The sequence below is a fragment of the Bradyrhizobium sp. JR4.3 genome (genome assembly GCF_040547695.1).
Taxonomy (GTDB): Bacteria; Pseudomonadota; Alphaproteobacteria; order Rhizobiales; family Xanthobacteraceae; genus Bradyrhizobium; species Bradyrhizobium canariense.
On record NZ_JBEPQF010000001.1, the window covers coordinates 255,157 to 281,315 of the forward strand.

23 protein-coding genes are annotated in these 26,159 nt (G+C 64.7%); 12 read left to right on the top strand and 11 right to left on the bottom strand.

Translation table 11 applies throughout. From position 1 onward, the window contains the following. Positions 1-365 precede the first annotated feature (365 nt). Positions 366-1,724, top strand: a complete 1,359-nt coding sequence (locus tag ABIB91_RS01330; protein ID WP_354158938.1) for a metal-dependent hydrolase family protein — start codon at positions 366-368, stop codon at positions 1,722-1,724. 15 nt (positions 1,725-1,739) lie between these two features. Here ABIB91_RS01330 and ABIB91_RS01335 read toward each other — a convergent pair whose 3' ends face one another. From ABIB91_RS01335 to ABIB91_RS01345, 3 genes are all read right to left on the bottom strand, one after another. Then, positions 1,740-2,525 (bottom strand): Bug family tripartite tricarboxylate transporter substrate binding protein, encoded by a 786-nt coding sequence (locus tag ABIB91_RS01335; protein WP_354159293.1) that lies wholly within the window; start codon positions 2,523-2,525, stop codon positions 1,740-1,742. A gap of 6 nt (positions 2,526-2,531) precedes the next feature. Next, entirely contained in the window at positions 2,532-2,717 is a 186-nt protein-coding gene (locus tag ABIB91_RS01340; protein ID WP_354158936.1) for a hypothetical protein, read from the bottom strand. A 115-nt stretch (positions 2,718-2,832) separates the two neighbouring features. Then, positions 2,833-3,645, bottom strand: a complete 813-nt coding sequence (locus ABIB91_RS01345) for a helix-turn-helix domain-containing protein (RefSeq protein WP_354158934.1) — start codon at positions 3,643-3,645, stop codon at positions 2,833-2,835. Between the two features lie 320 nt (positions 3,646-3,965). Here ABIB91_RS01345 and ABIB91_RS01350 point away from each other — a divergent pair, with 320 nt between their 5' ends. Then, positions 3,966-5,726: a CYTH and CHAD domain-containing protein gene (locus ABIB91_RS01350; protein WP_354158932.1), complete on the top strand. Its 1,761-nt coding sequence runs from the start codon at positions 3,966-3,968 to the stop codon at positions 5,724-5,726. A 120-nt stretch (positions 5,727-5,846) separates the two neighbouring features. Here ABIB91_RS01350 and ABIB91_RS01355 read toward each other — a convergent pair whose 3' ends face one another. The 4 genes from ABIB91_RS01355 to ABIB91_RS01370 all read right to left on the bottom strand — a co-directional run bounded on the left by ABIB91_RS01355 (position 5,847) and on the right by ABIB91_RS01370 (position 9,951). Beyond that, on the bottom strand, positions 5,847-6,473 hold the full coding sequence (locus tag ABIB91_RS01355) for a transglutaminase-like cysteine peptidase (protein ID WP_354158930.1): 627 nt from the start codon (positions 6,471-6,473) through the stop codon (positions 5,847-5,849). 331 nt (positions 6,474-6,804) lie between these two features. Next, positions 6,805-7,416 carry a PilZ domain-containing protein gene (locus tag ABIB91_RS01360; protein WP_007602573.1) on the bottom strand — a complete coding sequence of 204 codons (612 nt, stop codon included), beginning with the start codon at positions 7,414-7,416 and terminating at the stop codon, positions 6,805-6,807. Between the two features lie 68 nt (positions 7,417-7,484). Then, a complete protein-coding gene (locus tag ABIB91_RS01365) occupies positions 7,485-8,651 on the bottom strand; it encodes an MFS transporter (RefSeq protein WP_354158928.1) in 1,167 nt (388 codons plus the stop codon). A gap of 52 nt (positions 8,652-8,703) precedes the next feature. Then, positions 8,704-9,951: an MFS transporter gene (locus tag ABIB91_RS01370; protein WP_354158926.1), complete on the bottom strand. Its 1,248-nt coding sequence runs from the start codon at positions 9,949-9,951 to the stop codon at positions 8,704-8,706. A gap of 253 nt (positions 9,952-10,204) precedes the next feature. Between ABIB91_RS01370 and ABIB91_RS01375 the strand changes: the two genes are divergently transcribed. The 4 genes from ABIB91_RS01375 (at position 10,205) to ABIB91_RS01390 (ending at position 14,823) form a co-directional block, all read left to right on the top strand. Then, positions 10,205-11,356 carry a zinc-binding dehydrogenase gene (locus ABIB91_RS01375; RefSeq protein ID WP_354158924.1) on the top strand — a complete coding sequence of 384 codons (1,152 nt, stop codon included), beginning with the start codon at positions 10,205-10,207 and terminating at the stop codon, positions 11,354-11,356. Positions 11,357-11,457: 101 nt separating this feature from the next. Further along, a complete protein-coding gene (locus ABIB91_RS01380) occupies positions 11,458-11,886 on the top strand; it encodes a VOC family protein (protein ID WP_354158922.1) in 429 nt (142 codons plus the stop codon). A gap of 115 nt (positions 11,887-12,001) precedes the next feature. Further along, positions 12,002-12,514 (top strand): hypothetical protein, encoded by a 513-nt coding sequence (locus tag ABIB91_RS01385; protein WP_354158920.1) that lies wholly within the window; start codon positions 12,002-12,004, stop codon positions 12,512-12,514. 311 nt (positions 12,515-12,825) lie between these two features. Beyond that, positions 12,826-14,823: a DEAD/DEAH box helicase gene (locus ABIB91_RS01390; RefSeq protein ID WP_354159291.1), complete on the top strand. Its 1,998-nt coding sequence runs from the start codon at positions 12,826-12,828 to the stop codon at positions 14,821-14,823. A 65-nt stretch (positions 14,824-14,888) separates the two neighbouring features. Here ABIB91_RS01390 and ABIB91_RS01395 read toward each other — a convergent pair whose 3' ends face one another. Continuing rightward, positions 14,889-15,398, bottom strand: coding sequence for a GNAT family N-acetyltransferase (locus ABIB91_RS01395; protein WP_007602586.1), 510 nt, complete (start codon positions 15,396-15,398; stop codon positions 14,889-14,891). A 147-nt stretch (positions 15,399-15,545) separates the two neighbouring features. Here ABIB91_RS01395 and ABIB91_RS01400 point away from each other — a divergent pair, with 147 nt between their 5' ends. After that, positions 15,546-15,935: a COG4315 family predicted lipoprotein gene (locus ABIB91_RS01400; RefSeq protein WP_354158918.1), complete on the top strand. Its 390-nt coding sequence runs from the start codon at positions 15,546-15,548 to the stop codon at positions 15,933-15,935. A 13-nt stretch (positions 15,936-15,948) separates the two neighbouring features. Here ABIB91_RS01400 and ABIB91_RS01405 read toward each other — a convergent pair whose 3' ends face one another. Beyond that, positions 15,949-16,503, bottom strand: a complete 555-nt coding sequence (locus ABIB91_RS01405; RefSeq protein WP_354128737.1) for a PAS domain-containing protein — start codon at positions 16,501-16,503, stop codon at positions 15,949-15,951. 465 nt (positions 16,504-16,968) lie between these two features. On the opposite strand from ABIB91_RS01405, the gene ABIB91_RS01410 reads away from it, so the two are divergent. Both ABIB91_RS01410 and ABIB91_RS01415 read left to right on the top strand, forming a co-directional pair. Next, positions 16,969-17,805, top strand: coding sequence for a rhomboid family intramembrane serine protease (locus tag ABIB91_RS01410; RefSeq protein WP_502916932.1), 837 nt, complete (start codon positions 16,969-16,971; stop codon positions 17,803-17,805). Between the two features lie 189 nt (positions 17,806-17,994). After that, on the top strand, positions 17,995-18,423 hold the full coding sequence (locus ABIB91_RS01415) for a CBS domain-containing protein (protein WP_354158914.1): 429 nt from the start codon (positions 17,995-17,997) through the stop codon (positions 18,421-18,423). A 17-nt stretch (positions 18,424-18,440) separates the two neighbouring features. On the opposite strand, the gene ABIB91_RS01420 is transcribed toward ABIB91_RS01415, so the two are convergent. Continuing rightward, positions 18,441-19,484 carry a patatin-like phospholipase family protein gene (locus ABIB91_RS01420; protein ID WP_354158912.1) on the bottom strand — a complete coding sequence of 348 codons (1,044 nt, stop codon included), beginning with the start codon at positions 19,482-19,484 and terminating at the stop codon, positions 18,441-18,443. A 240-nt stretch (positions 19,485-19,724) separates the two neighbouring features. Between ABIB91_RS01420 and ABIB91_RS01425 the strand changes: the two genes are divergently transcribed. The 3 genes from ABIB91_RS01425 to ABIB91_RS01435 all read left to right on the top strand — a co-directional run bounded on the left by ABIB91_RS01425 (position 19,725) and on the right by ABIB91_RS01435 (position 24,895). Beyond that, on the top strand, positions 19,725-20,798 hold the full coding sequence (locus ABIB91_RS01425) for an RgsD C-terminal domain-containing protein (RefSeq protein WP_007602595.1): 1,074 nt from the start codon (positions 19,725-19,727) through the stop codon (positions 20,796-20,798). Between the two features lie 315 nt (positions 20,799-21,113). Then, entirely contained in the window at positions 21,114-21,395 is a 282-nt protein-coding gene (locus ABIB91_RS01430; RefSeq protein WP_354158909.1) for a hypothetical protein, read from the top strand. 1,037 nt (positions 21,396-22,432) lie between these two features. Beyond that, positions 22,433-24,895, top strand: a complete 2,463-nt coding sequence (locus tag ABIB91_RS01435; protein WP_354158907.1) for a putative bifunctional diguanylate cyclase/phosphodiesterase — start codon at positions 22,433-22,435, stop codon at positions 24,893-24,895. On the opposite strand, the gene ABIB91_RS01440 is transcribed toward ABIB91_RS01435, so the two are convergent. Next, a complete protein-coding gene (locus ABIB91_RS01440) occupies positions 24,881-26,149 on the bottom strand; it encodes a serine hydrolase domain-containing protein (RefSeq protein WP_007602606.1) in 1,269 nt (422 codons plus the stop codon). The two genes, ABIB91_RS01435 and ABIB91_RS01440, sit on opposite strands and share 15 nt — an antisense overlap. Positions 26,150-26,159 lie beyond the last annotated feature (10 nt).

Sequence of the window (26,159 nt, forward strand, 5' to 3'; positions counted from 1 at the left end):
GGCTGACGAACGAGAGATTGCCTACGTTTCGACCGGCCACTTGTCCGCTCCCGAGATTGTGCAAGCGCTGGTGAACGAGGCGCAGCGGCGGTTTCAATCAATCGCGACGGAACAAACTCGCAGGTCTACCCTGCGCTCGCCCGCGTTCCGAGCGAGCTGTTCGGGGTCTGCGTCGTCGGAACCAGCGGACAGGTCTAGGCGCCGGCGAGGTCTCATCATCCTCACCGGCTTTCCGCTCACGGGGCTCTGGGTCCTGGGATTGCTGCTCGGCATTGACCTGTTGTCCCACGGCATCGGATGGCTGAGCCTTGCATGGCGGCCTGCAGCTGCCGCTGCCTAGCGCGCACCGGATGCGGAGAGCGAAGATGCGGGGTTTGGGTTCGCGGGCTGGACTCGCGAGAGCTGCCGTTCTGCTGACGTTGGGGGCGATAAGCATCTTCAGCCCGTCGCCCGCGACGGCCCAGCAGGACTCCGCCGTTCTGTTCCGCAGCGTGCGGATATTCGACGGAAAGAACGGCGCGCTCTCTGCCCCATCCAATGTTCTCGTCAGGAACAAGACGATCGAGAAGATCTCGGCCACGGACATCACGGCAGAAGCCAAGGTGGTCGACGGCGCCGGCCGCGTGCTGATGCCGGGGCTGATCGACGCGCATTGGCATGCGATGCTGGTACGGCCGACCCCGATGGCCGTGCTTGCAAGTGACGTCGGCTACAACAATCTGCTCGCTGCCGCCGAGGCAACGGCCACGCTGATGCGTGGCTTCACCACCGTGCGTGACATGGGAGGGCCTTCGTTCGGATTGAAGCAGGCCATCGACGAGGACCTCGTCGCGGGTCCACGCATCTATCCCTCCGGCGCCATGATCACCATTACTGCCGGCCATGGCGACTTCCGCCAGCTTGCCGATCTGCCGCGAACGATCGGCGGCATGCTCAGCCGCATGGAGCGGATTGGCGGCAGCATGGTCGCCGACAGTCCCGACGAAGTCCGCGTGCGGGCGCGCGAACAGCTGATGCAGGGAGCTTCGCAGGTCAAGCTCACGGCGGGCGGCGGTGTCGCGTCGCCGTTCAGCCCACTTGATGTCTCCACCTTCACCGAGCCCGAGCTGCGCGCCGCCGTCGAGGCCGCCGACAATTGGGGCACCTATGTCGCCACCCACGCTTACACGCCGGTCGCGATCCAGCGCTCGATCGCGGCCGGCGTGAGATGCATCGAGCATGCCCACCTCATCGACGAGGCGAGTGCACGGCTGATGGCGGAAAAGGGGATCTGGTTGAGCACGCAGCCATTCCTGGATATCTCCGGCGCCGCCGCGCTGGGACCAGCAGAGCAGGACAAGATGCGGCAGGTGGTTGCCGGCACCGACCTCGTCTACGCGCTGGCGAAAAAGTACAGCATCAAGACCGCGTTCGGGACCGACGTCCTGTTCTCGCAGGCGCTGGCGGACAAGCAGGGTGCGATGCTGGCCGCGCTGACGCGCTGGTATACGCCGGCCGAGGCGCTGACCATGGCGACATCGACCAATGCCGAATTGCTGGGATTGTCGGGCCTGCGCAATCCCTATCCCGGAAAGCTCGGTGTGGTCGAGGAGGGCGCGCTGGCCGATCTCCTGCTCGTCGACGGCAATCCGCTCGAAGACATCGCCCTGGTCAAGGATCCCGCCAAGAACTTTGTGCTGATCATGAAGGGCGGCAGGATTTACAAGAACAGTCTCGCGCAGTGAGGAGCCGCCCCGAATCTATTGTGGCTCCAATCCGAGAGTCTTGATCGACTCGAGCCAGATCGGCCCTTCTTTTTCGTAAAGCGCAATCGAGGATGCGCGATCCATGGCCGGCTGGTCGACGCCGAAGGCATCGAGCAGCTTCTGCACGCGCTCCGTCTTGCCGCCTTCGACCATCAGCTTGGCGAGCATGTCGATCCGGTCTGCAGGCATCGCAGCAGGCGCCACCAGCGCGGTAAAGCTGATGAGCTGGAAGACATTGCCGGTGACCCCTTGCTCGGCAAATGTCTTGGTCTCGGGCAGCTTCTTCATGCGCACCGGTGTCGGCACGGCAATTGGGCGGCCGATGCCGGTATCGAGCACCGGCAGCGCGGCCTGATAGCTTCCGACCGCCGCCTGGATCACCCCGGCGGCAAGATCCTGCCACATCGGCGCTTCGCCGCGATAATGCACGATGGAAATGTCGAGACCGAATTGTCGGTTGAGCTCGGCGATCGCAATGTGCGCGAACGAGCCGATCCCGTACGAGCCAGCCGTGACCTTGTTGCTACGTGCGTACGCGACGAACTCTTCGATCGTCTTTGCATTGGTGGCGGAATGGACCACCAACGGCAGATGCCCCGAAGGCGTCACCGCGACGATCGTGAAATCCTTGTCCGGATCATAGGCCAGCGATTTCAGCAGCAGCCGGTTACCGAGCAGGGTGGACGAGATCGTGTACATCAGCGTGTAACCGTCGGCCGGGGAATCCTTCACCGACTGTGCCGCCAGCGCGCCGCTGGCTCCGGTCTTGTTTTCGACAATGACCGGCTAGCCAAGCTTCTGCGAGATGTAGTCGCCATAGGCGCGGGCGAAGGCATCGGTGATGCCGCCTGCCGGTGTGGAGACGACGATCTTGATTGCCCGGGTCGGCCACGCTTCGGCCCAAGCCGTTTCGGAAGCGGCCAGCGTCAGGCATGCAATCGCGGCAGCCCAAATTCTCGCGGATGTCCGCACTTCAGCCTCCCCTTTTCCGTGTGTCATTGGGCAGCCGGCAGCCGCCGCAACGAGGTGTCACATGGGCAAGGAGGAGGGTCAAGAAATCAAAATATCGTTTCACTGTGTGAAATGGTCACGGCCGACCTGCAGGAGAGCCTGGCGCAGCAAGCTTGGCGCCGAGCGCCTCGGCAAGTGCGGAAGCGACCTTCTTCATCGGAGGTACGAAGCGGCGTATGCCTTCCTCCGGACTGACCGCTTCGCGGAGCATCATCACGTTCATGCTGCCGAACAGCCGGTTCTGAAGCGCGACGGGAACGCCAAGCGCCCAGACTGCGCCGCCGAAGATACTGCGGCTGTAGCTGTCGTCCATCACCGCGAACCCGGCTTTGCGGATCGTGCGCAGCGCCTTGGTGAGCTTGTCGGGATTGCGCGCCAGATCGTTCCAGGGCTCGGGACCGAGGGCAAGCCGCGCGGCAATGCGCTCCTGCTCGGCGGGCTCGCAGAAGGCGAGATAGGCCCGTCCCATCGAGGTGCCAAGCACGGGAAAGCGAAAACCCGGCGGGCGGCTGAACAGCAGCGATCCATCCACGCGCGTTGTGTGGGCGATGACCATGGATTCCTGATCGAGCACCGCGATGTCTGACGGCCAATGGATCTGCTTGCGGAATTTGTTCAGGATGGGTTCGGCGATGCCGCCAATCCAGGTCGGTTCGTCATAGCCTGCGCTGAGCAGCAGCGCGCGTCCCGTCGGCGCGTAGCTGGCCGGTTCGGTACGGCGCACCACATAACCTTCATGCTCCAGCGTCTCGAGCATGCGGACGATCGTCGCCTTGTTGAGCCCCGTCGCCTTGTGCAGCGAGCCGACGGTCGACTGCCGTTCCTGGTTGATCACCCGCAGGACTTCGAGGCCCCTGGACAACGCGATGACGGGACGGAACGACGTCATGGCAGCTCCTTGTGATTGCCGTGCCGGTAGCCGATGAAGCAACCCGGAGGGACAGGGCAGCGCGCTCGACGCCATCGCCACCGATTGCGGGAAGGCTGGCATGAGTCAAGCTCGCTGACGCGTTCATCTCGGTTTCGAGTAGAGCGGAATTCGCAGTCAATTCGATCGCTTGCTGCGCCCGGCGGCAATTTAGTTCCTGTGGTCAAGCCGCTCGCGGCCTCGTGTGGACGGTGGGGTACTGCGACGTAAGGTGACTATTCCTCGCGGGCGGCAGCGGCTATACGCTGTCGCTCTGTCATTGAACTGTCATGTTACCTCAAATGCTGAAGTCAGACGCAACGCCGGTCCGCAAGCATCCGAGCGCGCGGGATGGGAGTCCTGTTGCGAAGGACAACAAGAGAACGCAAGCCGTCGCCGGCTTCCTCAGGCAACGCGAACCCGCCGCGGAACCTGTGATCGTCGAGGGCGCTGTGATCGATCAGACGCCATCGCAAGACGCGGAACCGGCAACGGAACCACTCCGGTCGAGTGCTGCCGCGCATGGCGCCGGTGAGATCGAACTCAAGCTTCTCGTCGATGCCGATCGCATGGCGCATTTCAACGCTGCGCCTGTGATCGCGACGAACGCGCGCAACAAGGGCACGCGCAAACATCTCAAGTCCGTCTATTACGACACGCCGGAGCGGACACTTCGGCGCAACGGCTTGAGCCTGCGCGTTCGTCAGAGCGGTGCGCGCTTCGTTCAAACCGTGAAGACCGATGCGGTGGACGATCCACTCCGCCGTGGCGAGTGGGAGGCGAGCGTGCCTTCGCTTGCGCCCGACCTCGCTTTGGCAATGCCCTTCATTCCTGAGAAGCTTCGCGGCCACCTGGAAGCGCAGCCGCTTGAAGCGGTCTTCACCGCCGATGTCCATCGCCATGCGCGGCTGATCGAGCTGCCGTCAGGCGCGGTCGAGATCGCCTTCGACCGGGGTGAGTTGACGGCCGGCGACCGTTCACTGCCGGTGAACGAGATCGAGCTGGAGCTCAAGAGCGGCAGCGCGGGCGCGATCTACGAGATCGCGCTGCGGCTCGCGGAGCACGGTGACGTAAAGCCGTCGATCCGCACCAAATCGGCGCGCGGGTTCGATCTCGCCGCCGACAAGCCGCCCTCGGCGCTTCGTCCGCGAAAACTTCGCCTCGATCCGTCAGTGGCATTGGACGAGGCGTTCGCGACGATCCTGCGCTCCTGCTTCCTCCATCTGCTTCAGTCGCTGCCGGCTGCCGAGGACGGCCGCAATCCGGAAGGAATCCATCAGCTGCGCGTCTCGCTGCGCCGGCTGCGGTCGGTGCTGGATCTGATGCATTCGGCGGGCGTGTCGAGCAACGTCGACACGCTGCGAACCGAAGCCAGATGGCTGGCGCAAGACCTCTCCGCCGCGCGCGACTGGGATGTATTCCGGCTCGATACCTTGCCGACAATCGCAACAGCCTGTCCGTCGGTCGCGGGCTTCGATGCGCTGGGCCAGGCTGCGGCCGAACGCCAGTCGGATGCCTATCGCAAGGCGCACGATGCGCTCGACGATCGCCGCTGCGCGATGTTCCTGATCAGCCTCGGCGGGTGGATCGAGGCGCGGGGTTGGCGCAACGACATCGCCGCGCAGCATCTCGGCCAGCTCGCCGAACCCGCCGTCAACTTCGCGCAGCGCATTCTGTCGAAGCAATATGCGAAGGTGCTCAGGCGCGGCCGCCGCTTCAAATCGCTTCCCGCCGAAGGTCTGCACCGCGTGCGGCTCGCGACCAAGCGGCTGCGTTATGTCAGCGAGTTTCTGCTGCCGCTGTTCGCGGACCGCAAATCCGCGCGAAAATTCGCGCGCAGGCTCGCCGGCTTGCAGGAGCAGCTTGGCGCCTTCAACGACATGGCGGTCACGGCATCATTGCTGGACGGCCTTGGTGCCGAGCCCGACGGCGCCATCGCCGCGGCGGCGATCGCCGGCTGGCAGGCGCGCGCGTCGGTCGGGGTGCAGCCCGCCCTGCAAAGCACATGGCGCGATTTCACCGCCGCGCGCGTACCCTGGTCGCGGCAGACGTCACAGGACTGAGCGAAGCGCACCCCAAAAAAGTTGCGCCCAGCCATTGGGGGATGGCTGGGCGCGCGCGAACCGGTCTGGGACGGGGAGGGGTGGGGATGTGACCGGGTCGCGTATCTCTTTCGTTTGTCTCTACTGATCTCTCGCGCTGGCGGTGGAGACCGCCGGCTTGGTGTCGCCGAGCGAGACCCAGACATTGGGATCGCTCTGCGACTGGCGCTTGACGAAGCGGTAGCCGGTCTCCGTCCAGGCAACGACGTTCTCGTTCTGATTGTCGAGAACGAACTCGCCCTTGTCGGTCTTCACCGTCAGCACCGCGTGTCCTTCGCCCTTCTTGTCGCGCACGACGGTGATGAGCAGGGCCTCGCGCGGCCATCCGGCATCGATCAGCATCTTGCGCTTCAATAGCACGTAGTCTTCACAGTCGCCGTAACCGTCGGACGGCAGCGACCATTTTTCGATCACGCCCCAGTGCTCCTGGTCGGTCAAAGGCTTGACGGTCTCGTTGACCCAGCGATTGACCTTGACGAGGTCGCGCCATGCAGCCTGCGACATCACGATGTCACGCGGTTGCGTCGGTGCGCCCTGGCACTGAGCGGCATTGCCCGCACAGAACTCGACCCAGCCGATCGGCGCACGCGTGGTGTCGCCGAGGCTTGCGTAGAGCAGACGGCCTTCGCCGGCCTGCGCTGCCGCGCTCATTCCGAAGAGCATGGCGGCCAGCGCCATTCTCTTCCCCTGTCCCCTGAAATCAAACATTGCGGCCCCCGTTTCTTGTTGGGACCACATTGCGCAGGGAGCTTTTGAGTTGCCGCTAAGTCAGTCAAGTCAAGTCGAGACGAATACAAGTAAAACACGCGGCGAATTCGATCTATACTTGAGTCAAACTTGAATAAGATTCGATATGACTGCAATTGATTCAAATTTTATCGATTAACGCGGAAACGCTGGCGGAACCGCTGTTTGCACGCACCCGCAGTCTCCGCGTTAACCCGCGCGAGGCTCGTCACGACCCATGAAAAAGGCGGCGTCCGCATCGCGGAGGCCGCCTTCAGGGCTGGAAATGCAGTGGTTTTGGTGCCTTCGCGCTTTACCGCGCGGTAACGCTCTCTTCGAGAGTTTCAATCGGCTGCGAATGCATGAACTCGAGCGCGAAGCCGTCTTCGAGGTTTCGGACCACGCGGCCCTGCACCCGGCCGAGCAGAACCGTCGATTTCAGCGGCGGCCGGTTCTCCGCGGCGATGGCGGCGCCCGACAGCGAGAGGTCGATGATGCGGCAGGTCATCTTGGTGCCGTCCTCGAGCGTCAGCACCGCGATCGGGTTACGCGGCACGATACGGTCGTGGCGGCGGTCTTCCGGCAGGTTGAGAATGTCGCGGTTGGCGAGCCAGGTCAGCTGTGCCGCGAGCTTGTCGCGCTTTCGCGGCGTCGCACCGACCGTCATGGCGAAGCCATTGTCGATGATGCGGGTGATCTTGCCCTCGACGCGGCCGATATGGTCGAGATAAGCGACCACGCGGTCGCCGACATTGCCGATGCCGGGGGCCAGCAGTGCCAGCCCGCCCGGCGACATGTTGATCACCTGGCAGGGAAATTCACGGCGGTCCGGCAGCATGTAGCGGCCGAGCAGGTGAACCTTCACCCGTTGGAAACGCCGACGTTCCTCGGCGGCCGGAAGAAATTTTTTGTGCGCCAACGCCATTTTCACAACCCGACCCCCCGCCTGGCGGAGTCCGGGACGACCCTAAGGTGCACAGGGTTAATGCCGCGTTAGGATCGGGCGCGGCGATGACGAACAGACACAATGCGTTCGAAAAGCCACATCAGGGGCGGGCAGGCCAGCACCGTCAGCGCGCCGAGGTCGAGCGCGACCGCGGCAGTGCCGGCCGATTTGGCGAGCCGGCCCGCCACCGCCGGCCCCAGCATCATCGCGGCATAGAAGAGAGTGTAGAACACGCCCATTCCGACCGCTCGTGTCTCCGGCGCGAGTACGCGGGCGGCCAGGCTCATGATCGGGCCGGCGGGAAGGCCGCCGATCAAGCCGCCCAGGACGAGGATCGCGATCACAGCGTCGGACCGGGTCAGCCAGGCGAGCAGACCGGCCACCACGAGGCTCGCCGCGATCGCCACGACAAAGGGGCGCTTGGTGCGATCGGCGAGATATCCGCCTGATGGCACCGAGATCACCGACAGCCACATCACGAGGCTGATCGCCGATCCCGCCGCCGCAATGCTCCAGCCGCGCTCGACGAGCAATGAGGGGCCGAACGAGAAAATCATGGCGAAGCCGATGTTATAAAGGCCCCAGATCGCACCCGCGACGATCACCGCCAAGAGAGCGAGCGGATCGAGCCGCCCGGAGCCGGCCGCGCTGGCGGTTGCTCCCGGCGGCGATTGGTAGAAAATGATCAGCACGATGCCGATCGCGGTCAGCGCGCCGGCCACGAGGAACACGGCGCCGGCGCCATACGCCGTGCCGATCGCCGGCAGCACCAGCAGCGAGATCGCAACGCCGGCCGGCCAGGAGTTGACGAAGATCGCCATCGCGGTGGCGATCTCCTTACCCGCAAACCAGTCGGTGCCCATCTTGGTGAGCTGCACGGTCAGCAGCACGCCGCCGGCGCCGGAGGCGAGCCGGCCCGCCATCTGCCAGCCCCAGACGCCGGTGGTGGCCATGACGAGGCTGCCCGCCGTCATCAGCAGCAGCGCCACGATCGTGGTAGGCTTGTCGCCAAGCGTCCGGCCGATCGCGCCGCCCGGCAGCGCCAGCACGATGCCCGGTGTGAAATAGAGTCCGATCAGGATGCCGATATCGGCGAGTCCGACGCCGAAGCTCTGCTGCAGCAGCGGCGCGACCGCGGCCACGCTCTGGAACTGGAATGCGATGGTGAGGCGAACGACGAACAGGATCGCAAGTATGCCCCAGCGATTGCGCAACGCTTCATCCCCCCAAACCCTGTATCGAGCGTGCGGTGGGGAGACGCCGGAGTCAACCGGCCGTCTTCCTCGTCGCGCGCCCATAGAGAAGACATAGCAGCGCCAGCAGCACCGCGGCTGAGAGCCCGAGCGACCAGTGAATGCCGATCGCCGCACCGAACAGTCCGACCGTGATGCCGCTGAAGGCCCGCATCCCGAGCCCCGCCATGTTGTAGAGGCCGACGACGCGGCCGCGAATGTCTGACGGTGCGTTCAACTGCACCAGTGCCTGCGCCATGGTGTTGAACGACAGCTCGAAGAAGCCTGCAAAGAACAGCAACACGATCGCGACCGGATAGATCCGCACCGAGGCGAAGCCGAGCAGCGCCACGCTCCACAGCATCGCGAGCATGATCGCGGTGCGCGGCGTGCCCTTGAGCCGTCCCCAGGATTCCAGCGCGATGCCGGCGAGCAGTGCGCCGGCAGCATCGGCCGCGAGCAGCACGCTGTAGGAGATTCCGGGATCGCCATGGCCGAGATCGCCGGCAAAGCCCGGCATCTGCGCGTGATAGGCGTTGCCGATCATGAAGGAGGTGAGGCCGGCGAGCCATGTCATCGCCGTCAGTACCGGCTGGGTGCCGATGGCGCCGATGGTCAGCATGATGTCGGCAAGGCCGCGCACCGCGAAGCGACGCACCGCGACACTCTTGTCCCGCACCGGCGCCCAGAACAGCCACAGCAGCATCGGCAGATAGAACAGCGTGTTGAAGATGATGCCATGCGAGGTGCCGAGCGTCAGCATGATGATGCCGCCGACGGCAGGTCCGACCAAAATGCCGAGATAGCGCGCCATCGCATTCAGCCGCACCGCGCTCGGAAGATCAGCGGGGCCGACGAGGTCGTAGAGCAGCAGCTGGTTCGGCGTTTGCCACAACACGCCGGCGCAGCCATGGATCACCAACAGCAGCATGGCGTGCCACATCTCGATCGTATCGGTGATGAAGAAGAAACCCCATCCGCTAGAGGCAACAATGAACAGCAGCATGCCGCACTGAATGATGCGGCGCGGATCGACCCGGTCGGCGAGCCCGCCAACCGCGACCGAGAACAGCAGGAACGGCAGCCAGTGCGACAGCACCGCAAAGCCCGCCAGCGCCGGCGAATGGAATTTCTGGAACACCACCCAATAACTGATCACATGCTCAATATTATCGGCCATCATCGCCAGCACGTAAGCGATGAACTGGAGCCGGTAGGGCACCGACTTCATCGCCGCGAACGAGCCGGACGCGACCACGGGGTTTTGGGGAAGGGGGTTCAAGCGGGCACCTGGGTGGGACTTTTCGCGCCGTGCCTACACGTTCGCCGTCGAGCGCTCAAGACACTTGGGTGTGTGAGGACAGCGGTCCCGTAGCCCGGATGAGCGAAGCGATATCCGGGAACGCCGGCCCCGCGTGTCGCTTCGCTCATGCGGGCTACGAGGCCGCGGCTTGGCACGACCGTGCATCTCACATACGCTGCTCGTCAGCTCGCACCAATCAGCCATAATAAAAGCGGGCATCGAGGAAACCTCTATGGACCAGATCCGCGTCTGCACCCACGCAGGGCCGGGCAGCGAACCCGTCATCCGCTCCGTGCCGTGGCCGAAGGTCGGCCGGAAGGCGGCGCTGATCAAGGTCGGTGCGTGCGGCGTCTGCGGCACGGACCTGCACATCCTGAAGGGACATTGGCCGAAGCCGCTGCCGTGGCCGTTCACGCTCGGCCACGAGCTCGGCGGAATCATTATCGAATGCGGCGACGAATTCACCGAGGACTTCATGAGCAAGCCGCTGAAGGTCGGATCAAAGGTGATGATCCCGCCGCTGATGCCCTGCGGCCGTTGCTATTACTGCATCCATTTTCCGCAAGTCGCCAACAAGTGCCTGACGCCGGTCTATTACGGCCGCTATCTCGGCTTCGACAAGGCGCCTCACATGTGGGGCGGCTGGGCCGAATATGTCTATGTCGATCTCGATATGCTGCCGGGCACCAAGATCTACAAATTGCCTGACGACATGTCGCTGCGGCTGGGGGCGCTGTCGGAGCCGCTGACCTCCTGCATCCGCGCCTTCAATCGCGCCAGCCGCGCCGGTGGTTTCACCTGGGGCGACACGGTGGTGATCCAGGGCTCGGGCCCGATCGGCATTCTCGCGGTTGCCGCCGCGCAGGAGATGGGAGCAGGGCGCGTCATCTGCGTCGGTGCGCCGGAGGAGCCGCGGCTCAAGCTCGCGCGTGAGTTCGGCGCCGAGGCGACGGTGAACATCGACGAACTGAAATCGCCCGAGGCACGCATCGCGCGCGTACGCGACATCGTCGGCGGCTTCGGCGCCGATCTGGTGATGGATTGCTCGGGCCATCCCTCCGCCGGCCCCGAAGGCATCGAGATGCTGCGCGACGGCGGCACCTATGTCGAGATGGGCCAGTTCACCGACGCCGGCTCGATCGAGACCTCCTGGCACCGCATCTGCACCAAGGACCTCAATGTGCTGGGCTCCTGGGGTTTTACCGCCAACGATCTGCCGCTCGGCGTCGACATGCTCTATCGCACCCGTGACAAATATCCCTGGCTGAAGATGCAGACGATCTATCCGTTCACGGAAGAAGGCGTCGCGCAGGCGGTCAGGGACGCGATGGCGATGAAGACGGTGAAGTCAACGATCGTGCCGTGGCCGGAATTGGTGGCGTGAGAAATTCGTAGGCCGGATGGAGCGCAGCGCAATCCGGGATTCTCGCCTGCGGCTCCCCGTATTCCGCTACGCTCCATACGGGATACGGGCCGGCGTTTGGAATGAAGGACGAGATGACAAACGAGCCGACCCAACCCACCCGCTCACCCTTCCGGGCCATCCGCGCGATCGACTACACCGTCATCTTCGTGCGCGACATGGTGGCGATGCGCCGCTTCTATGAAGACGTCCTCGCGTTTCCGCTGCTGCGGGAGCTGTCGCCGAACTGGATCGAATACGGCTTGGGCCCCAACACGCTGGCTCTCGCAACACCGGGCCGGACCGCGACTGACCCGCCGACGCCGGCGGGCAGCGCCTCGCTGCAACTGGCCTTCAAGGTGTCCGCGGCCGAAGTCGATGCATGTGCCGACGAACTCGCACGCCACGGCGTGGCCCTGCTGTCGCCGCCGACGAACCAGTCGTTCGGGCACCGGACGCTGTTCTTCCGCGACCCCGACGGCAATCTCTTGGAGGTCTATGCGGAGATCTGAACCGCGGGAGCGGTGGGCCTGTGTACGAAAAGTTCCATCGAAAATCTCCGAGTTATTCACGCCGAGGTGAAACTTAGACCGGGGTTTCGGCTTTCAATTCACGGGAGAGTTCATCGTGAAGCGAATCCTGAAACCCGTCACTTACATCCTGGCCGCCATCTACTTCCTGGTGGATGCGGTCTTCATGGCCGTGGCGAGGCCAATCTCGCGCTGGATCGGGCGGCATCTCCAGTTGAAGCGATTGCGCGGCTGGATCAGATCGCTGTCGCCTTATTGCTCGCTTGCCCTGTTTTCCGTCCCCGTCATTATCCTGGAGCCGGTCAAGCCCGTGGCGGCCTATCTCGCCGCAACCGGCCAGATCGTGAGCGGGGCCGTGACGTTCATCGTCGGCGAGCTGCTCAAGCTCGTCCTGGTCGAGCGCCTGTTCCATCTCACGCGTGACAAGCTGATGCGGATTCCGGCTTTTGCCTGGGCGTACGGCAAGTACTCCGAGGTGAAGGCGTGGCTGCAGGCAACCGACGCCTGGCGCGCGGTCCGCGCCTTGGGTCGCACGGCGAGGGAGACCGTTGCGCGGGCCAGAGCCAGGCTGGTCGGCGGATTCGGCAGGCTGGTGACCTCCAAGGATTAGGGCCTTGCGCGTCGCTCTGTATGCGAGCTTGCGCAGCGCGGCGGGACTTCGGGGCAAAATCCCGCTATATGCAGCAAAGCGGCTCGAAAACGCTGGATGTAGTGGGTCGAGCTGGCCAGTAAGCTTATTCTCGGCATCGCCAAAGCCATGCGTCATAGGCATGGTGATTTGCCCGCACTTGGCGTAAAGAGCGTCCAAATCAAATCACCACGCGTGCGGCTGGACCATTTGCCGCCTACGCAGCTTCAGGTCGCGCGGCTCGACGTTCCGCGCCTGGACCAACCAAGGTTTATCCCGTGTCTTTTCCGACCATGAGTGCGCCGCTCGCCCGAGCTTTGGCCGAGCGCAATTACGACCGTCCGACCCCTGTTCAGCTCGCCGTGCTCACGGACGAGGCCGCTGACCGCGACCTCTTGGTTTCGGCCCAGACCGGCTCCGGCAAGACGCTGGCCTATGGGCTGGCCATGGCCAAGGACCTGCTGGGTGACGCCGAGCGGTTCGAGCGGGCGGGTGCACCGCTCGCCCTGATCGTGGCGCCGACCCGCGAGCTAGCCTTGCAGGTCCATCGCGAGCTGGCCTGGCTGTACGAGCATGCGAGCGGCCGCGTCGTCTCCTGCGTCGGCGGCATGGACCCCAGGCGCGAGCAGCGCGAGCTTGCGGCCGGCGCTCACATCGTGGTCGGCACGCCCGGCCGGTTGTGCGATCATTTGCGCCGCGGCCGTCTCGACATCTCCGAATTGAAGGTGGTCGTGCTCGACGAGGCCGACGAGATGCTCAATCTCGGCTTTCGCGAGGACATGGAGTTCATCCTCAAGACCACGCCGGACACCCGCCGCACCCTGATGTTCTCGGCGACGTTCCCGCGCGGCATCGTCGCGCTGGCCAAGCAGTATCAGCAGCGGGCGTTCCGGATCGAGGTCGCCGGCGACGAAGGCGGTCATGCCGATATCGAGTACCGCGCGATCCGGATCGCGCCCGGCGATGCCGAGCACGCCGTCGTCAACGTGTTGCGCTTTTACGAGGCGCCGAGCGCGCTGGTATTCTGCAGCACGCGCGATGGCGTCAGGCATTTGCAGGCAGCGCTGCTGGAGCGCGGCTTCTCCGTGGTCGCTCTGTCAGGCGAATTGACGCAGAACGAACGAACCACCGCGCTGCAGTCGCTGCGGGACGGACGCTCGCGCGTCTGCGTGGCGACCGATGTCGCCGCCCGCGGCATCGATCTGCCGAGCCTCGACCTCGTCATTCATGCTGACCTGCCCAACGACGCCGAGGTCATGCAGCATCGCTCCGGCCGCACCGGCCGCGCGGGCCGCAAGGGGACGAGCGTCATGCTGGTGCCGCCCGTGCGGCGCCGCCGTGCGGAAATGCTGCTGAACGTTTCGGGGATCGACGCGGTCTGGGGGACGGCGCCGCAGCCGGATGAGATCCGCAAGCTCGATCACGAGCGCATGAAAGACGTGCTGTTCACGGAGGAGACGACCGCCGACGATCTGGCGCTGGCGCAGGCGCTATTGGCCGAGCGGTCGGCTGAGGAGATCGCCGCGTCTCTCGCCCGGCTCTATCGCGCGCGGCTGCCGTCGCCCGAAGACATCATGGATCCCGGCGAGCGGAGCAGCCGGCCGCGCGAGGATCGCGGTCGCAACGATACGCGCGCGCCGCGTGACGATGTCCGCGCTTCGCGTGGCGATGACCGCCCCGAAAGGGCTCGGCCCAAATCGGGAAAATCGTCGTCGAAACATGGCATGGCCGATGGCAGCGTCTGGTTTCGGGCCAACATCGGACGAAAAAAGAATGCGGAAGCGCGCTGGCTGTTGCCGATGATCTGCCGCCGTGGCGGCATCGACAAGAACGACATCGGCGCGATCAAGATCATGGACACCACGACCGAGTTCGAGATTTCCGAGCGGGTCGTGGAATCTTTCGCCGCCAAGATCAAGCGTCCGGACAAGGAAGACAACATTCGCATCGAGTCCATGGCGGATGCGCCGCAACGGCAGGCACCTTCGGAAGAGCGGTCCCACGCGCCGCGGCGCGAGAGCAGCGACGGCGACCATCGTGAACGCCGCGACGATCGCCCGCGCGAGCCGGGCGGGTTCAAACCGCAAGGCAAGCCACACGGCAAGACACACGGCAAACCGCACGAAAAGCCATACGGCGAGCGCACGCCGAAATTCGACGATGCTCCTTCCTTCGCAAAGAAGAAAAAGCACAAGAACAAGCCGGGCTACGCTGAGCCCTCGGTCACGCCGTGGTCTGAGAAGGGCGCTCCCGGGAAGAAGCCGAAGACGAAAAAGAAGTATCGCGCCTGACTGCAGCTGCACGGCGCGGACGGCAATGATGCTGCCGGATTTCACCGGCGGCATTATCTCGGAAATCAAGTCTGAGCAGCGAGGTCGCGCAGCATGTATGTTGCGCTGTCGCTGTAGGTCGCGAGCTTTGCCCGCAGCTTCGCATCAGTCGTGACGGACCGAAAGCCGAGACGCTCCCACAGCGGCCGCGTGGCGTAGACCGACACCAATGCGAGCGTCGCAATCGCTGACGCGCGCGCGAGCTGTTCGATTGCCAGCACATAATCGCGCACGACACCGCCGCGAAAATCAGGCAGCACCGCGACGTCGTGCAAATAGAGGCAATCCGCATCGTCGGGCAATTGCTCGAGCAAGCCGTCGAGCGGGGGAATCCGGTGCTGCATCCAGGGATGCGCGAGACCGTAGCCGACGATCCCGTCGTCCGCGACGAGCACGCGGCAGCCGTCGGGATAGAGCCGCATTTTTTCCGCGAGCACCTCGGGGCGTTCAGGCAGATCAGGATGGATCCGCACTGCGATCGTGCTGATCGCCGGCAGATCGGAGGCGCGCCCGGGACGCCAATGCGGCTTGCTCATGTCGATCCGTCGTTCCGTCTCAATCATTTCCAGTTTATTCCGATGCGACGATGCGTGCAGCGAAAAATATCTTTGCCGCCATCTCAGGAATACGACGGCTCGCGCGGCGTCCTATCGATGCAAGCCCATTGCATGACAGGAGAGACCATGACCACAACCTCGATCCGCCTCGCGCTCACGCTCGCAATATCGCTGGCGCTGGTTCCCACTGCTTTCGCGGCACCGCCGGCCAAGACCGGCAAGACCGACAAAGGCAACGTGCTCACCGATGCCAAGGGCATGTCGCTCTATACTTTCGACAAGGATGCTGACGGCAAGTCGGCCTGCAATGGTCCGTGTGCGACCAACTGGCCGGTGCTGAAAGCCGAGGCCAGCGATGCCGCCGCCGACGGCTACACCGTCATCACGCGCGACGACGGCTCGAAGCAGTGGGCCTACAAGGGCAAGCCGCTCTACACCTTCGCCAAGGACACCAAGCCCGGCGACGTCACCGGCGACGGCTTTCTGAACGGCGCCTGGCATCTGGCGATGCCGTGAGCGGGGTGCACTGCTAGCGCAGTCCCTCATAGACCATCAGCCCGCGTGCGATCTGCAGCTTGCGGATCGCACGCGGCAGCAATTTTTCCGGCTGATGCAGATAGCGCCAGGAGGTGAGGGCGAAAGGGCCAAGGGCGCCGCATTCGTCGTCGAACGGCGCGAGCACGCCTGTCACGCTCACCGGTGTATGCGGGCGGGCGTTGAACGGCAGCAGCAGCAGCTCGAGATGCGCCTTGCTGCCGTCCTCGCGCGCGGCGGTGACGCCGGCGATTGCGCCGAGGCTCTCGTCGGCGACGATGGTCGTGATCTCCTCGATCTCGCGGCGGCTAGCCTCGTTGAACAGCGCCGCAAAACTCGAATCCTTGAGGTCGCGCCCTGCGAGCGCGCAGACGCGCGTGCCGGCGACGCGGAACGGGAAGCCGAGATGGGGCTCGCAGGACAGCACGAAGATGTCTCCGAGCAGGCCGCGCACGGCAGCCGGATCGATATCGGCCCGGTCTGGCGCCCGCGCAGTGCCGCGCTTTTCGTTCCAATATGCGAAGAATTCGCGGCTTGACGGATGTTTCATGACTGAACGCTTACCTCGGGGCGCAACCTCGCGGGACAAACCTGTCCCGCTTCAGTGCAGCCGCGATCCCTGTGTTGTTGTGCAGGAGGGGCTTTGCAGCGTCCATGCCGCAGCGGCGTTTTCGGCGTCCCTGGCGCTGCCTTTGCGTCGTTAACGTTAAGTTAACTATGCGCTTTCCGCGCGCCGCGCCGCTGCTATGGTGATCGCGGTCGCAAGCTTCGCCGCTTTTCTCCAGGTTCTCGGCGAGGCCTGTACACAGGCGTCAAACAGTTTGGTCACCGGCCGCGGGGAGGGGTGGGGATATTCCCGTCTCTCTGGGTACCGGAAGTCCGACACGGATAGGCAGGGCTTTCCCAGGGCCCTGCCTTTTCCTTTTGTGCACTTGCGCAGGGCGGGCAAAGGCGACTATCTCCAAGGCCTGTCGTCAAGCCTGTCGCTCCGATCGCGCCTGAAAGCGAAGCCGCCTTGGATTCCCCGCCAAATTCTCCGCCGCAAGATCCTCCGTCGCAAGATGCTTCGCTGGCAGTGCCGGCCGTCGTTGAGGAGGCTCCGCGCGAGCCGATCCTGACGCTGCCGTTCGCGCTGACGGCCTATATCCTCTTGCTCGCGGTGATCCATCTGCGGGTACTGCTGCCGCCGGAGCTCGAGAACTGGACCATCGACGTCTTCGGTTTCATCCCCAAGCGTTACGATTCCTCGCTGCTGAATCTGGAGATCCCCGGCGGGGCCGGCGCCAAGGTCTGGACCTTCGTCACCTATTCGCTGCTCCACGCCAATCTCACCCATATCGGCTTCAACGTGTTGTGGCTGTTGCCGTTCGGCAGCGCGCTGGCGCGGCGCTTTGGCGCCATCAGGTTCTTCCTGTTCCTCGCGGTGACGGCGGCGGCCGGCGCACTCGCCCATCTCGTCACCCACGAGCACGCGGTGGCGCCGATGATCGGCGCCTCGGCCTCGGTGTCGGGCGCGATGGCGGCGGCGATCCGCTTCGCCTTCGTTCGCGGCAGCTTCCTGTCATTCAGCCGATCGGATGCCGATACCGCCGCAAGAGTTCCGGCGCTGCCGCTGTCGCGCGCGTTGCGCGACGGGCGGGTGCTCGGCTTCCTCGCGGTGTGGTTCGGCGTCAACATCGTCTTCGGCGTCGGCGCGATCGGCGTCGATAGCGAGACCACGAGCGTTGCCTGGCAGGCGCATATCGGCGGCTTCCTTGCCGGCCTATTGCTGTTCACGCTGTTCGATCCCGTGCCGCGCGTGCGAAGCGATGCTGCGGATGCGTCATCACGGGACATTTCGGGCCGTATTTGAACCGGCGCTTGCGGCGCCGCCCGAATTCATCCATCATTCCCGAGAAGAATGTTCCGAAGCGACAGGCCGCTAGCGGCGATCCTTCGCAAAGCGCCTGAGCGTGAAACCGGCGCTGAAACTGTTAGTTGAAGACTCGAAGAACAAGTCCGGACCGCGAACAGCGGACGGTTGCGATTCAGGGAGGCGACAATGACGGTACGTTCGATTCTCAACACCAAAGGCCACCAGATCATGAGCGTCGAGCCGGACGCGAAGCTGGCGGCCGCGGTCAAACTGCTCGGCGAGAAGAAGATCGGCGCGGTGCTGGTGATGAACCAGAGCCGGCTCGAAGGCATCCTGTCGGAGCGCGACATCGTGCGGGTGATCGGCGAGCGCGGCGCCGGCGCGCTCGAGGAGCCGGTCGCTCAGGTCATGACCCGCAAGGTCGTCACCTGCAAGGAGACCGACACGGTCGCCGAACTCATGGAGATGATGACCACCGGAAAGTTCCGCCATCTGCCGGTCGTCGACAGCGGCAAGGTGGTCGGCCTGATCTCGATCGGTGACATCGTCAAGCGTCGGGTGCAGGAATACGAGTCCGAGCAGGAAGCCCTGCGCGACTACATCAAGACCGCCTGATCAGTAAGACGGCCTGATCAGTCCTGCTGCTGGTCGGCTTTGGGCGCGGTGCCCTCGGGCGCCGGCGCCAGCTCGTGGATGGCCTCCTGGATGGACTCCAGCGCACGCTCGGCAGCGCGGGTGCCCAGGGCGATGAGATCCTCGGAGCGGTGGAAATCGAACCAGCCGAATTGGCCGATCCGCGGTGTGATCAGCATATCGGGCGGATCGCCGGCGAGGCGGGCGCGGGTGATGCGGTCCTGCATGATGTTGAAGGCGTCGACCATCACCGAGGAGAGGCCGGGCCGGGCGCTGCCGCCGCCGAAGAACTCGCGCTTCACCGTCTTCTCGGGCGAGAAGAATCTCGGGAAGCGCCGCTTTGACGGCGGCTCTTCGGCCGCGGGGATCACCGGTTCAGGCATCGCGCCGTGCGAATAGACCGTCGTCGAATAGGTGAAGATGTCGCTGGAAAGATTTGCGGCGATGACGATTTCCGCGCCGAGCGCGCGCGCGGCCGAGACCGGCACCGGGTTCACCAATGCGCCGTCGACCAGCCAGCGATCGCCGATCAGGACCGGAGAGAAGATGCCCGGCAGCGCGTAGGAGGCGCGCATCGCGTCGACCACGCGGCCGCGCGTCAGCCAGATCTCGTGGCCGGTACGGACCTCGGTCGCGACGGCGGCGAACTTGACCGGGAGATCCTCGATCTGGCTCTGGCCGCAGGCGGCCTCGAGCCGGGTCGCCAGCTTCTCGCCGCCGATCAGGCCGGAGCCGTTGAGGCGGATGTCGAGGTAGCCGAGGATGTTGCGCATCCCTTGCAGGCTGCGGCCCCATTCTTCCAGCGTATCGAGCCGGCCGGCCGCATAGAGGCCGCCGACCACCGCGCCGATCGAGGTGCCGACCACGACGTCGGGCACGATTCCGTTGGCGAGCAGGGTCCGGATAATGCCGATATGAGCGAAGCCGCGCGCCGCGCCGCCGCCAAGCGCAAGGCCGATGACCGGCCGGCGGATGCTGCCCAGGCCGACTTTCTCGGTGACCTTATCGCTGTTCGAACCCCGACCCTTCAATATGTCCAGCACCGAAACTCTCCTACGCCGGGACCCGCCATCAGACTAGGCACCGTACTCGCGCTCCGCCAGAACCGGGCCGAAGCATGGTTTATGCCGGTTTGGGAAGCGCGCGGGGCAGGAGTATGGCGAGGCGCGGCTGCCTCTCGGGTAATCACGCAGGCGTCAACCGGGTTCCAAAACCTGTCGGGCCGTATTTCTCAGGGGGACAGAGGCTTGAATTTGCCGCGTTTTCGGTGAAAAGCAGGTGGCATGACTCTCGGGGGTGACGGCATCATCGGATGGCGGCGCAGCGCATCGCTGCTGCCGGCCTTGGTCCTTGCTGCCTGCCTCTATACCCTTGGCCAAAATGCTGCGCAGGCGCAGCTTTTCTCCGATCGTCCGCCGCCGGTACCGCCGGCTTCAGTGCCCGATCCCGGCGGTGCCGTCAGCCTGGCGCCGCCCTCCGGCCCGGGTGCCGGACCACCGAGCCTGCCGCCGACCCTGTTGCAGCCGACCACGCCCAGCATGCCGCCGCCCGCGGTCACGACCGTGCCGTCCGCCCCGCCGCTCAACGCGGCCGTGCCCGGACAGGGCGTGCTGTCGCTGACGGCCAAATACGGCAAGGACACCCCGCCGATCACCAGCGGCCTGGTCTGGCGCGTGTTTGCCGATCGTCCCGACGAAAACGGCACCTTCAAGCTGATCCGCGAGGACCGCAATGCCACGCCGAACATCGTGCTGCCGCCCGGCAATTACGTCGTGCACGTCGCCTTTGGCCTGGTCAGCGCGGTGCGCACCGTCAGCCTGAAGGCCGAAACCGACCGGGAATCCTTCGTGCTGCCCGCCGGCGGCTTGCGCATCGAGGGCCGCGTCGGCACCAGCCGCATTCCGCAGAACCAGATCTCGTTCGCGATCTACAAGGGCAGCCAGTTCGAATCCGGCGAGCGCGCCTCCCTGGTGCCGAACGTCGCCGCAGGTGACGTCGTGCTCCTGCCGGAGGGCACCTACTACATCATCTCGAATTACGGCGACGCCAATTCGGTGGTGCGCTCGGACATCCGCGTCCAGGCCAGCAAGCTCACCGACGTCACCATCACCCATCGCGCCGCTGTCATCACGCTCAAGCTCGTCAGCGACAGGGGCGGCGAGGCGCTCGCCAACACTGCCTGGTCGGTGCTGACCCCGGGCGGCGACGTCATCAAGGAATCGATCGGCGCCTTTCCGCGCGTCGTGCTCTCCGAAGGCGAATACCGCGCTATCGCCAAGAACGAGGGCAAGGTCTACGAGCGCGGCTTCAACGTCGTCAACGGCGTCGACGGCGAAGTGGAAGTCGTCGCGCGGTAGTGTTTGAGCGGTGATGCCGCATGCGGCCGGACGCTGATCTTCGTGTCTGGTGAACACTTCTCATTCAGCGCACGGATCCCCCATATCGTATTACCGCCAGTCCCGTGTGCGAAAGCAGATGCTCTTCGCTGCTCGGTTTGGTGTTGCGATTTGCTTGGTGTTTCGATTTGAACAGCTCTGGCAGCGCTACCAAGCAGGACCGATCGACACCGGCATCGGCGGCTTATTCCGGCGGCGCCGCGACTTCCTCACAGCTGGTGCAAGATACCTATTTCCGATAATCAATTTTATTCGCTTTCCATCCTGCCGCGTTATATGTCGGGCATCACTCCAACGGGGGAGGCCGGAGCAGGCTCGTGCATCTGCGAGACCGGCAAGGAGCAGGGGACCAAGCTCGTCGGCATGTTCGAAGTGATCCTCACCAGGCGTAAGCGGTTCGGCTGGCGGTGGCAGGTGTGCGACCAATCCGGCAAGAAATTTGCCGATGGCTTCGAGCGCACCCGGCCGTCCGCAAAATATCATGGCGAGCGCGCATTGTTCTTCCTGTTGTCGCAGGCCCATCTGCGCAATCGCTTGGCGACGTCCAGCGAGGACTAGTCGCGACTCGCGTGCAGTCCGGTAGGTCTCGTAGCCCGGGTGAGCGAAGCGATACCCGGGACAGCTCGTGGTAGAATCCCGGATGTCGCTTCGCTCATCCGGGCTACAAGATATCGCGTTGCCCGTCGGGCAAAACACCCAAGCTGCCGGTCAACCCGCGTGGCTCAAAATATTCCACTTTACCGAATTTCGGAATTGCGTATATTCCGCCTCACTCCGGCCCAAGAAAGAGGGGCGTATCGCGATCGTCACGAACGCGGGCCGGACGGCGGTGGACGTGGGCCACATCGGCGCGAAGGGTTTCGCAGGGCGGGCAACCGTGAGCGAAGCCGCCGCGCACACGACCGGTGTGATCGGCGTACGGCGAAATCGTGTGGTCCTGGCGCCCGGGGTCTGTGCGCCAAGCGTTGCGGTGATGTCGCGGCCCAACCGGGGCGCGTGCATCAGCCATCCGCAAGGCGACGGGGGCAATAGTGCATCGCTCCCCGGGGAGAGCACGACATAAGCCGTAAAGCCACTGCGCAGGGAAGGCCGGATGTTGGGCTTCACCTGTATGCCGCTGTGCAATCTCGTTACGACAATCTCGCACAGTGGACCGCGGGTGCCAGCCGGCACCCGGTCTTCCCTGCGCCCTCTTCATTTGAGGGTGAGGCATCGAAGCAAAGCTCGGGCGAATGCGCCGCGAGGATGCGAAGGTGTGTCTGCGATCCGCAACGCGAATGGAAGCGCGACACTGCCGCCCAGAGACTCCGTCATTGCGAGCGCAGCGAAGCAATCCAGTCTGCCGCCGCGGAAAGATTCTGGATTGCGTCGCTGCGCTCGCAATGACGCTGCTGATGCAGCGGTGCGCCAAAGCTTCGGTCTCACGCGCCTCCTACGCAACGCCTTCGCACAACCGTCATAGTCTCTAACGCCCACTAACCAACGCCCGACTTTAAACTGTCATAATCGCCGAACAGAACCCGCACTCGCGCGGTCTTTACACGCCGTTAAGCGCGGCTGCATTGGATGCAGCGGAAAGTGCGTTGGGGACTGCCATGAGTGCCGTGAAGAAAGTGTCGGGAAAACCGGCCGCCGAAATGTTCGACGACATCCCGGTGCTTCAGCGCAAATGGCGTGCCGCGTTGAAGCCGGGCGAACGGCTGCCGCGCTACGAGGACGTGATGCTCGGCAGCCTGGGACGGCTCGCCGACCACATCGCGCTGCTCAAGGGCGACGGCGCGCTCGAACTGTCGCGCAGCGGACGCTACGTGCAGAAATGGCTCGGCGAAGAGCGCTGGGACATCCCGGTCGCCGCGCTCTCGCCCGATTGCGCTACCGCGCTGTCGGAAGCCGCGGCGAGCGCGCTCGCCAACGGGCGGCCACACCTGGCCAGCGCCCATTGCGTGCGCGACGGCATGGTCAGGACGTTTGATGTGCTGGCGCTTCCGACCGCATCGCGCTGGGGCGCGACGCTGGTCGGCGCCTACATCAACGAACGCGGCGCGCAATACAATCTCCTGGACGCGATCTTCGCTTCGACCGACGACGCGGTGGTCTCGCTGGCGACGCTGCGCGACGCGGGTGGCAAGCCGTTCGATCTCCAGATCGTGCACCACAACAAGAGTGCGGCGCTGCTGCTGAAGGCCGAAGGGGCGAGCCTGCTGTGGCGCCGGATCGGCGAGGGCGACACGCTGCTGGCCTCGGTTGAAGTCATGGAATTCTTGCTTAAGGCCGTCTCCGGCGGTCGCGGCGAGCAGCTCGAGATCGAGAGCGACGGACGCCATCTCCGGCTGAGCGCCACCGCGTTTGCCGACGTGGTCTCGCTGACGATCTCGGATGTCACTGTGTTGAAGCGGCGCGACGCCTCTTTCCGCCTGCTGTTCGACAACAACCCGATGCCGATGTGGGTGTTCGACGCCGCGAGCAGGCAGTTTCTCAGCGTCAACGACGCCGCGGTCCAGCATTACGGCTACAGCCGCGCCACCTTCCTGCGCATGAAATTGCACGAAATCTGGCCGCAGGACGAATGGGGCAGCCACGCCGAGGCGCTCGAACGCGTCGGCGACGCCTATCACTCCTCGCGCAACTGGCGGCATCTGCGCGCCGACGGCAGCGAGATCGAGGTGTTGACCTTCGGCCGCCGCGTCGCCTTCGACGATCGCGACGGATATCTGGTCGCGGTGGTCGACATCACCGAACGGCGCAAGGCCGAGGCGCGGATCGCCCACATGGCGCACCATGACGGGCTCACCGATCTGCCGAACCGCGAATATTTCCAGGAGCGCTTGAAGCAGGCGCTCGACCAGGCCAGCGGAAAGCGGGTCGGCGTGCTCTACCTCGATCTCGACCTGTTCAAGAACGTCAACGATTCCTTCGGCCATCCGGTGGGCGACCGTCTGTTGAAGGAGGTTGCCGCCCGTCTGAGCACCGCGGTCCGCGGCGCCAATCTCGCGGCCCGGCTCGGCGGTGACGAGTTCGCGGTGATCCTGGCGGCCGACGTCACGCCCAACGAGGCCAGCGCCTGCGCGGGCTTGCTGATCGACCTGCTGAAGGCGCCCTACGAGATCGACGGTCAGGAGATGGTGATCGGCGCCAGCATCGGCATCGCGCTGTCGCCGGGCGATGGCGTGACGTCGGAGGAGTTGATGCGCAACGCCGATATGGCGCTGTACCGGGCGAAATCCGACGGCGGCGGCGTGCATCATTTCTTCGAGCGCGAGATGGATCTGCAGGCGCAGAAGCGCCGTGACATGGAGCTCGATCTGCGCCGCGCGTTTGCCAATGGCGAGTTCGAGCTGCACTACCAGCCGCTGGTCTCGATCGCCTCCGACCGCATCTCCGGCTTCGAGTCGCTGCTGCGCTGGCATCACCCCGACAAGGGCATGATCTCGCCGGCGGAGTTCATTCCGGTCGCCGAGGACATCGGCCTGATCACCCAGCTCGGTGAGTGGGTGCTGCGCGTAGCTTGCTCCGAGGCGGTGAAATGGCCCGTCGACGTCAAGGTCGCGGTTAATCTGTCGCCGGCGCAGTTCCGAAGCCGCAATCTGGTTCAGGTCGTGATCTCGGCACTGGCGCAGTCCGGTCTGTCGCCGAAGCGGCTCGAGCTCGAGATCACCGAGTCGATCTTCCTGGCCGAGACCGATGCCAATCTCGCCATCCTGCACCAGTTGCGCGAGCTCGGCGTCAGCATCTCCATGGATGATTTCGGCACCGGCTATTCCAGCCTCAGCTATCTCCGCAGCTTCCCCTTCGACAAGATCAAGATCGACCGCTCCTTCGTCAAGGATCTGGCAGGGCGGCCCGATTGCGTCGCGATCGTTCGCGCGATCTCGGGGCTTGGCCGCAGCCTCAACATCACCACGACCGCGGAAGGCGTCGAGACCGAGGATCAGCTCGATTGGTTGCGCGCCGAAGGCTGCAACGAAGTGCAGGGCTTCTTGTTCAGCGCGGCGCGGCCCGCCGCCGAGATCGCAAAGCTGCTCGCCGATTTCGGCCAGCGTGCTTCACGGGCGGCGTAACTCGGACGGATAACAATCATAGACCAGCGCTTTGAAGGCGGGCGTGATGCGGCTGCGCTCGTTCTGGGTCTGCTGCATCAGCAGGTAGACCATGTCGAGCTTGGGATCGACGCCGAAATAGGTGCCGCTGCCACTGTCCCATTTCAACTCGCCGAGCGAGCCCGGCGGCGGCGGTCTGGCGTTGCCGGGATCAGTCCGCACCGCGAGGCCATAGCCATAGCCAAAGCCGTCGCCCGGAAAATAGAAATAGTCGCGTCCGACGCCCGAGCCCGGCCCGACGTGATCGGTCGTCATGGCCTTGAAGGCGGCAGGGCTCAGATAGCGCTTGCCGTCGAACTCGCCGCCATTGAGCAGCATCTGCGCGAAGCGCTGATAGTCGGTGATGGTCGAGAGCAGCCCGCCGCCGCCGGACTGCCATTCGGGATGGTCGAGGCGCTCGCGCTCGGCGGCGAGCAGGATGTTGTCGTTCGGCAGCGGCCGCGCCATCCGCGCGAGCTCGTCCTCGGTCGCCAGCGCGAACTTGGTGCTGCTCATGCCGAGCGGATCGAAGATGCGCTGCTTGAGGAATGCGTACAGCGTCTGGCCCGAGATGATCTCGATGACGCTGCCGAGCACGTCGGTGGAATGACCGTAGCGCCACAGGGTCCCCGGCTGCCGCGCCAGCGGCAGCTTCGCGATGCGTTGGGCGAATTCCCTGTTGTCGAATTGACCTTCGAAGATATTGGCGGCCTTGTAGGCCTGCTCGACCCATTTGCCCCCGATGTAGTCGTAGCTGATGCCGGAGGTGTGCCGCAGCAGATCCTCGATGTTGACGGGACGGATCGGCGCCACGAGATCCAGATGCAACGTGCCGTCGGGATTGGTGACCTCCAGGCCCACCTTGGTGTCGGCGAAGAGGGGAACGTATTTCGACACCGGGTCGGTGAGCGCGAGCTTACCCTCGTCGATCAGCATCATCGCGCCAAGGCACGTGACCGGCTTGGTCATCGAGTGGATGGCGAAGATCGTATCGGGCGTCATCGCGAGGCCCGTCCTGGTGTCGCGCACGCCGAAAGTCTTCAGATAGACCGGCTTGCCGTGCTGCTGGACCAGGACCACGGCGCCCGGCAGCCGGCCGCTCGTCACCTCGTTGTCAAAGTACGCGGTGATGCGGTCGAGCCCCTCGGACGACGGAGCGGGGATGTCGGCGGCGCGGGCCCGCGCCATCGTGCCGGCCAGCAGCGCGGCTCCGACCAGAAATTCACGACGCTTCATCCGGGCTTCC

Bases quoted from the DNA above. Each gene is read 5' to 3' on its own strand.
- ABIB91_RS01405 (WP_354128737.1), bottom strand. From the start codon at position 16,503: ATGAAACATCCGTCAAGCCGCGAATTCTTCGCATATTGGAACGAAAAG.
- ABIB91_RS01330 (WP_354158938.1), top strand. From the start codon at position 366: ATGCGGGGTTTGGGTTCGCGGGCTGGACTCGCGAGAGCTGCCGTTCTG.
- ABIB91_RS01375 (WP_354158924.1), top strand. From the start codon at position 10,205: ATGGACCAGATCCGCGTCTGCACCCACGCAGGGCCGGGCAGCGAACCC.
- ABIB91_RS01430 (WP_354158909.1), top strand. From the start codon at position 21,114: ATGTCGGGCATCACTCCAACGGGGGAGGCCGGAGCAGGCTCGTGCATC.
- ABIB91_RS01435 (WP_354158907.1), top strand. From the start codon at position 22,433: ATGAGTGCCGTGAAGAAAGTGTCGGGAAAACCGGCCGCCGAAATGTTC.
- ABIB91_RS01395 (WP_007602586.1), bottom strand. From the start codon at position 15,398: ATGAGCAAGCCGCATTGGCGTCCCGGGCGCGCCTCCGATCTGCCGGCG.
- ABIB91_RS01390 (WP_354159291.1), top strand. From the start codon at position 12,826: ATGAGTGCGCCGCTCGCCCGAGCTTTGGCCGAGCGCAATTACGACCGT.
- ABIB91_RS01425 (WP_007602595.1), top strand. From the start codon at position 19,725: ATGACTCTCGGGGGTGACGGCATCATCGGATGGCGGCGCAGCGCATCG.
- ABIB91_RS01440 (WP_007602606.1), bottom strand. From the start codon at position 26,149: ATGAAGCGTCGTGAATTTCTGGTCGGAGCCGCGCTGCTGGCCGGCACG.
- ABIB91_RS01345 (WP_354158934.1), bottom strand. From the start codon at position 3,645: ATGACGTCGTTCCGTCCCGTCATCGCGTTGTCCAGGGGCCTCGAAGTC.
- ABIB91_RS01360 (WP_007602573.1), bottom strand. From the start codon at position 7,416: ATGGCGTTGGCGCACAAAAAATTTCTTCCGGCCGCCGAGGAACGTCGG.
- ABIB91_RS01350 (WP_354158932.1), top strand. From the start codon at position 3,966: ATGCTGAAGTCAGACGCAACGCCGGTCCGCAAGCATCCGAGCGCGCGG.
- ABIB91_RS01355 (WP_354158930.1), bottom strand. From the start codon at position 6,473: ATGTTTGATTTCAGGGGACAGGGGAAGAGAATGGCGCTGGCCGCCATG.
- ABIB91_RS01415 (WP_354158914.1), top strand. From the start codon at position 17,995: ATGACGGTACGTTCGATTCTCAACACCAAAGGCCACCAGATCATGAGC.
- ABIB91_RS01400 (WP_354158918.1), top strand. From the start codon at position 15,546: ATGACCACAACCTCGATCCGCCTCGCGCTCACGCTCGCAATATCGCTG.
- ABIB91_RS01380 (WP_354158922.1), top strand. From the start codon at position 11,458: ATGAAGGACGAGATGACAAACGAGCCGACCCAACCCACCCGCTCACCC.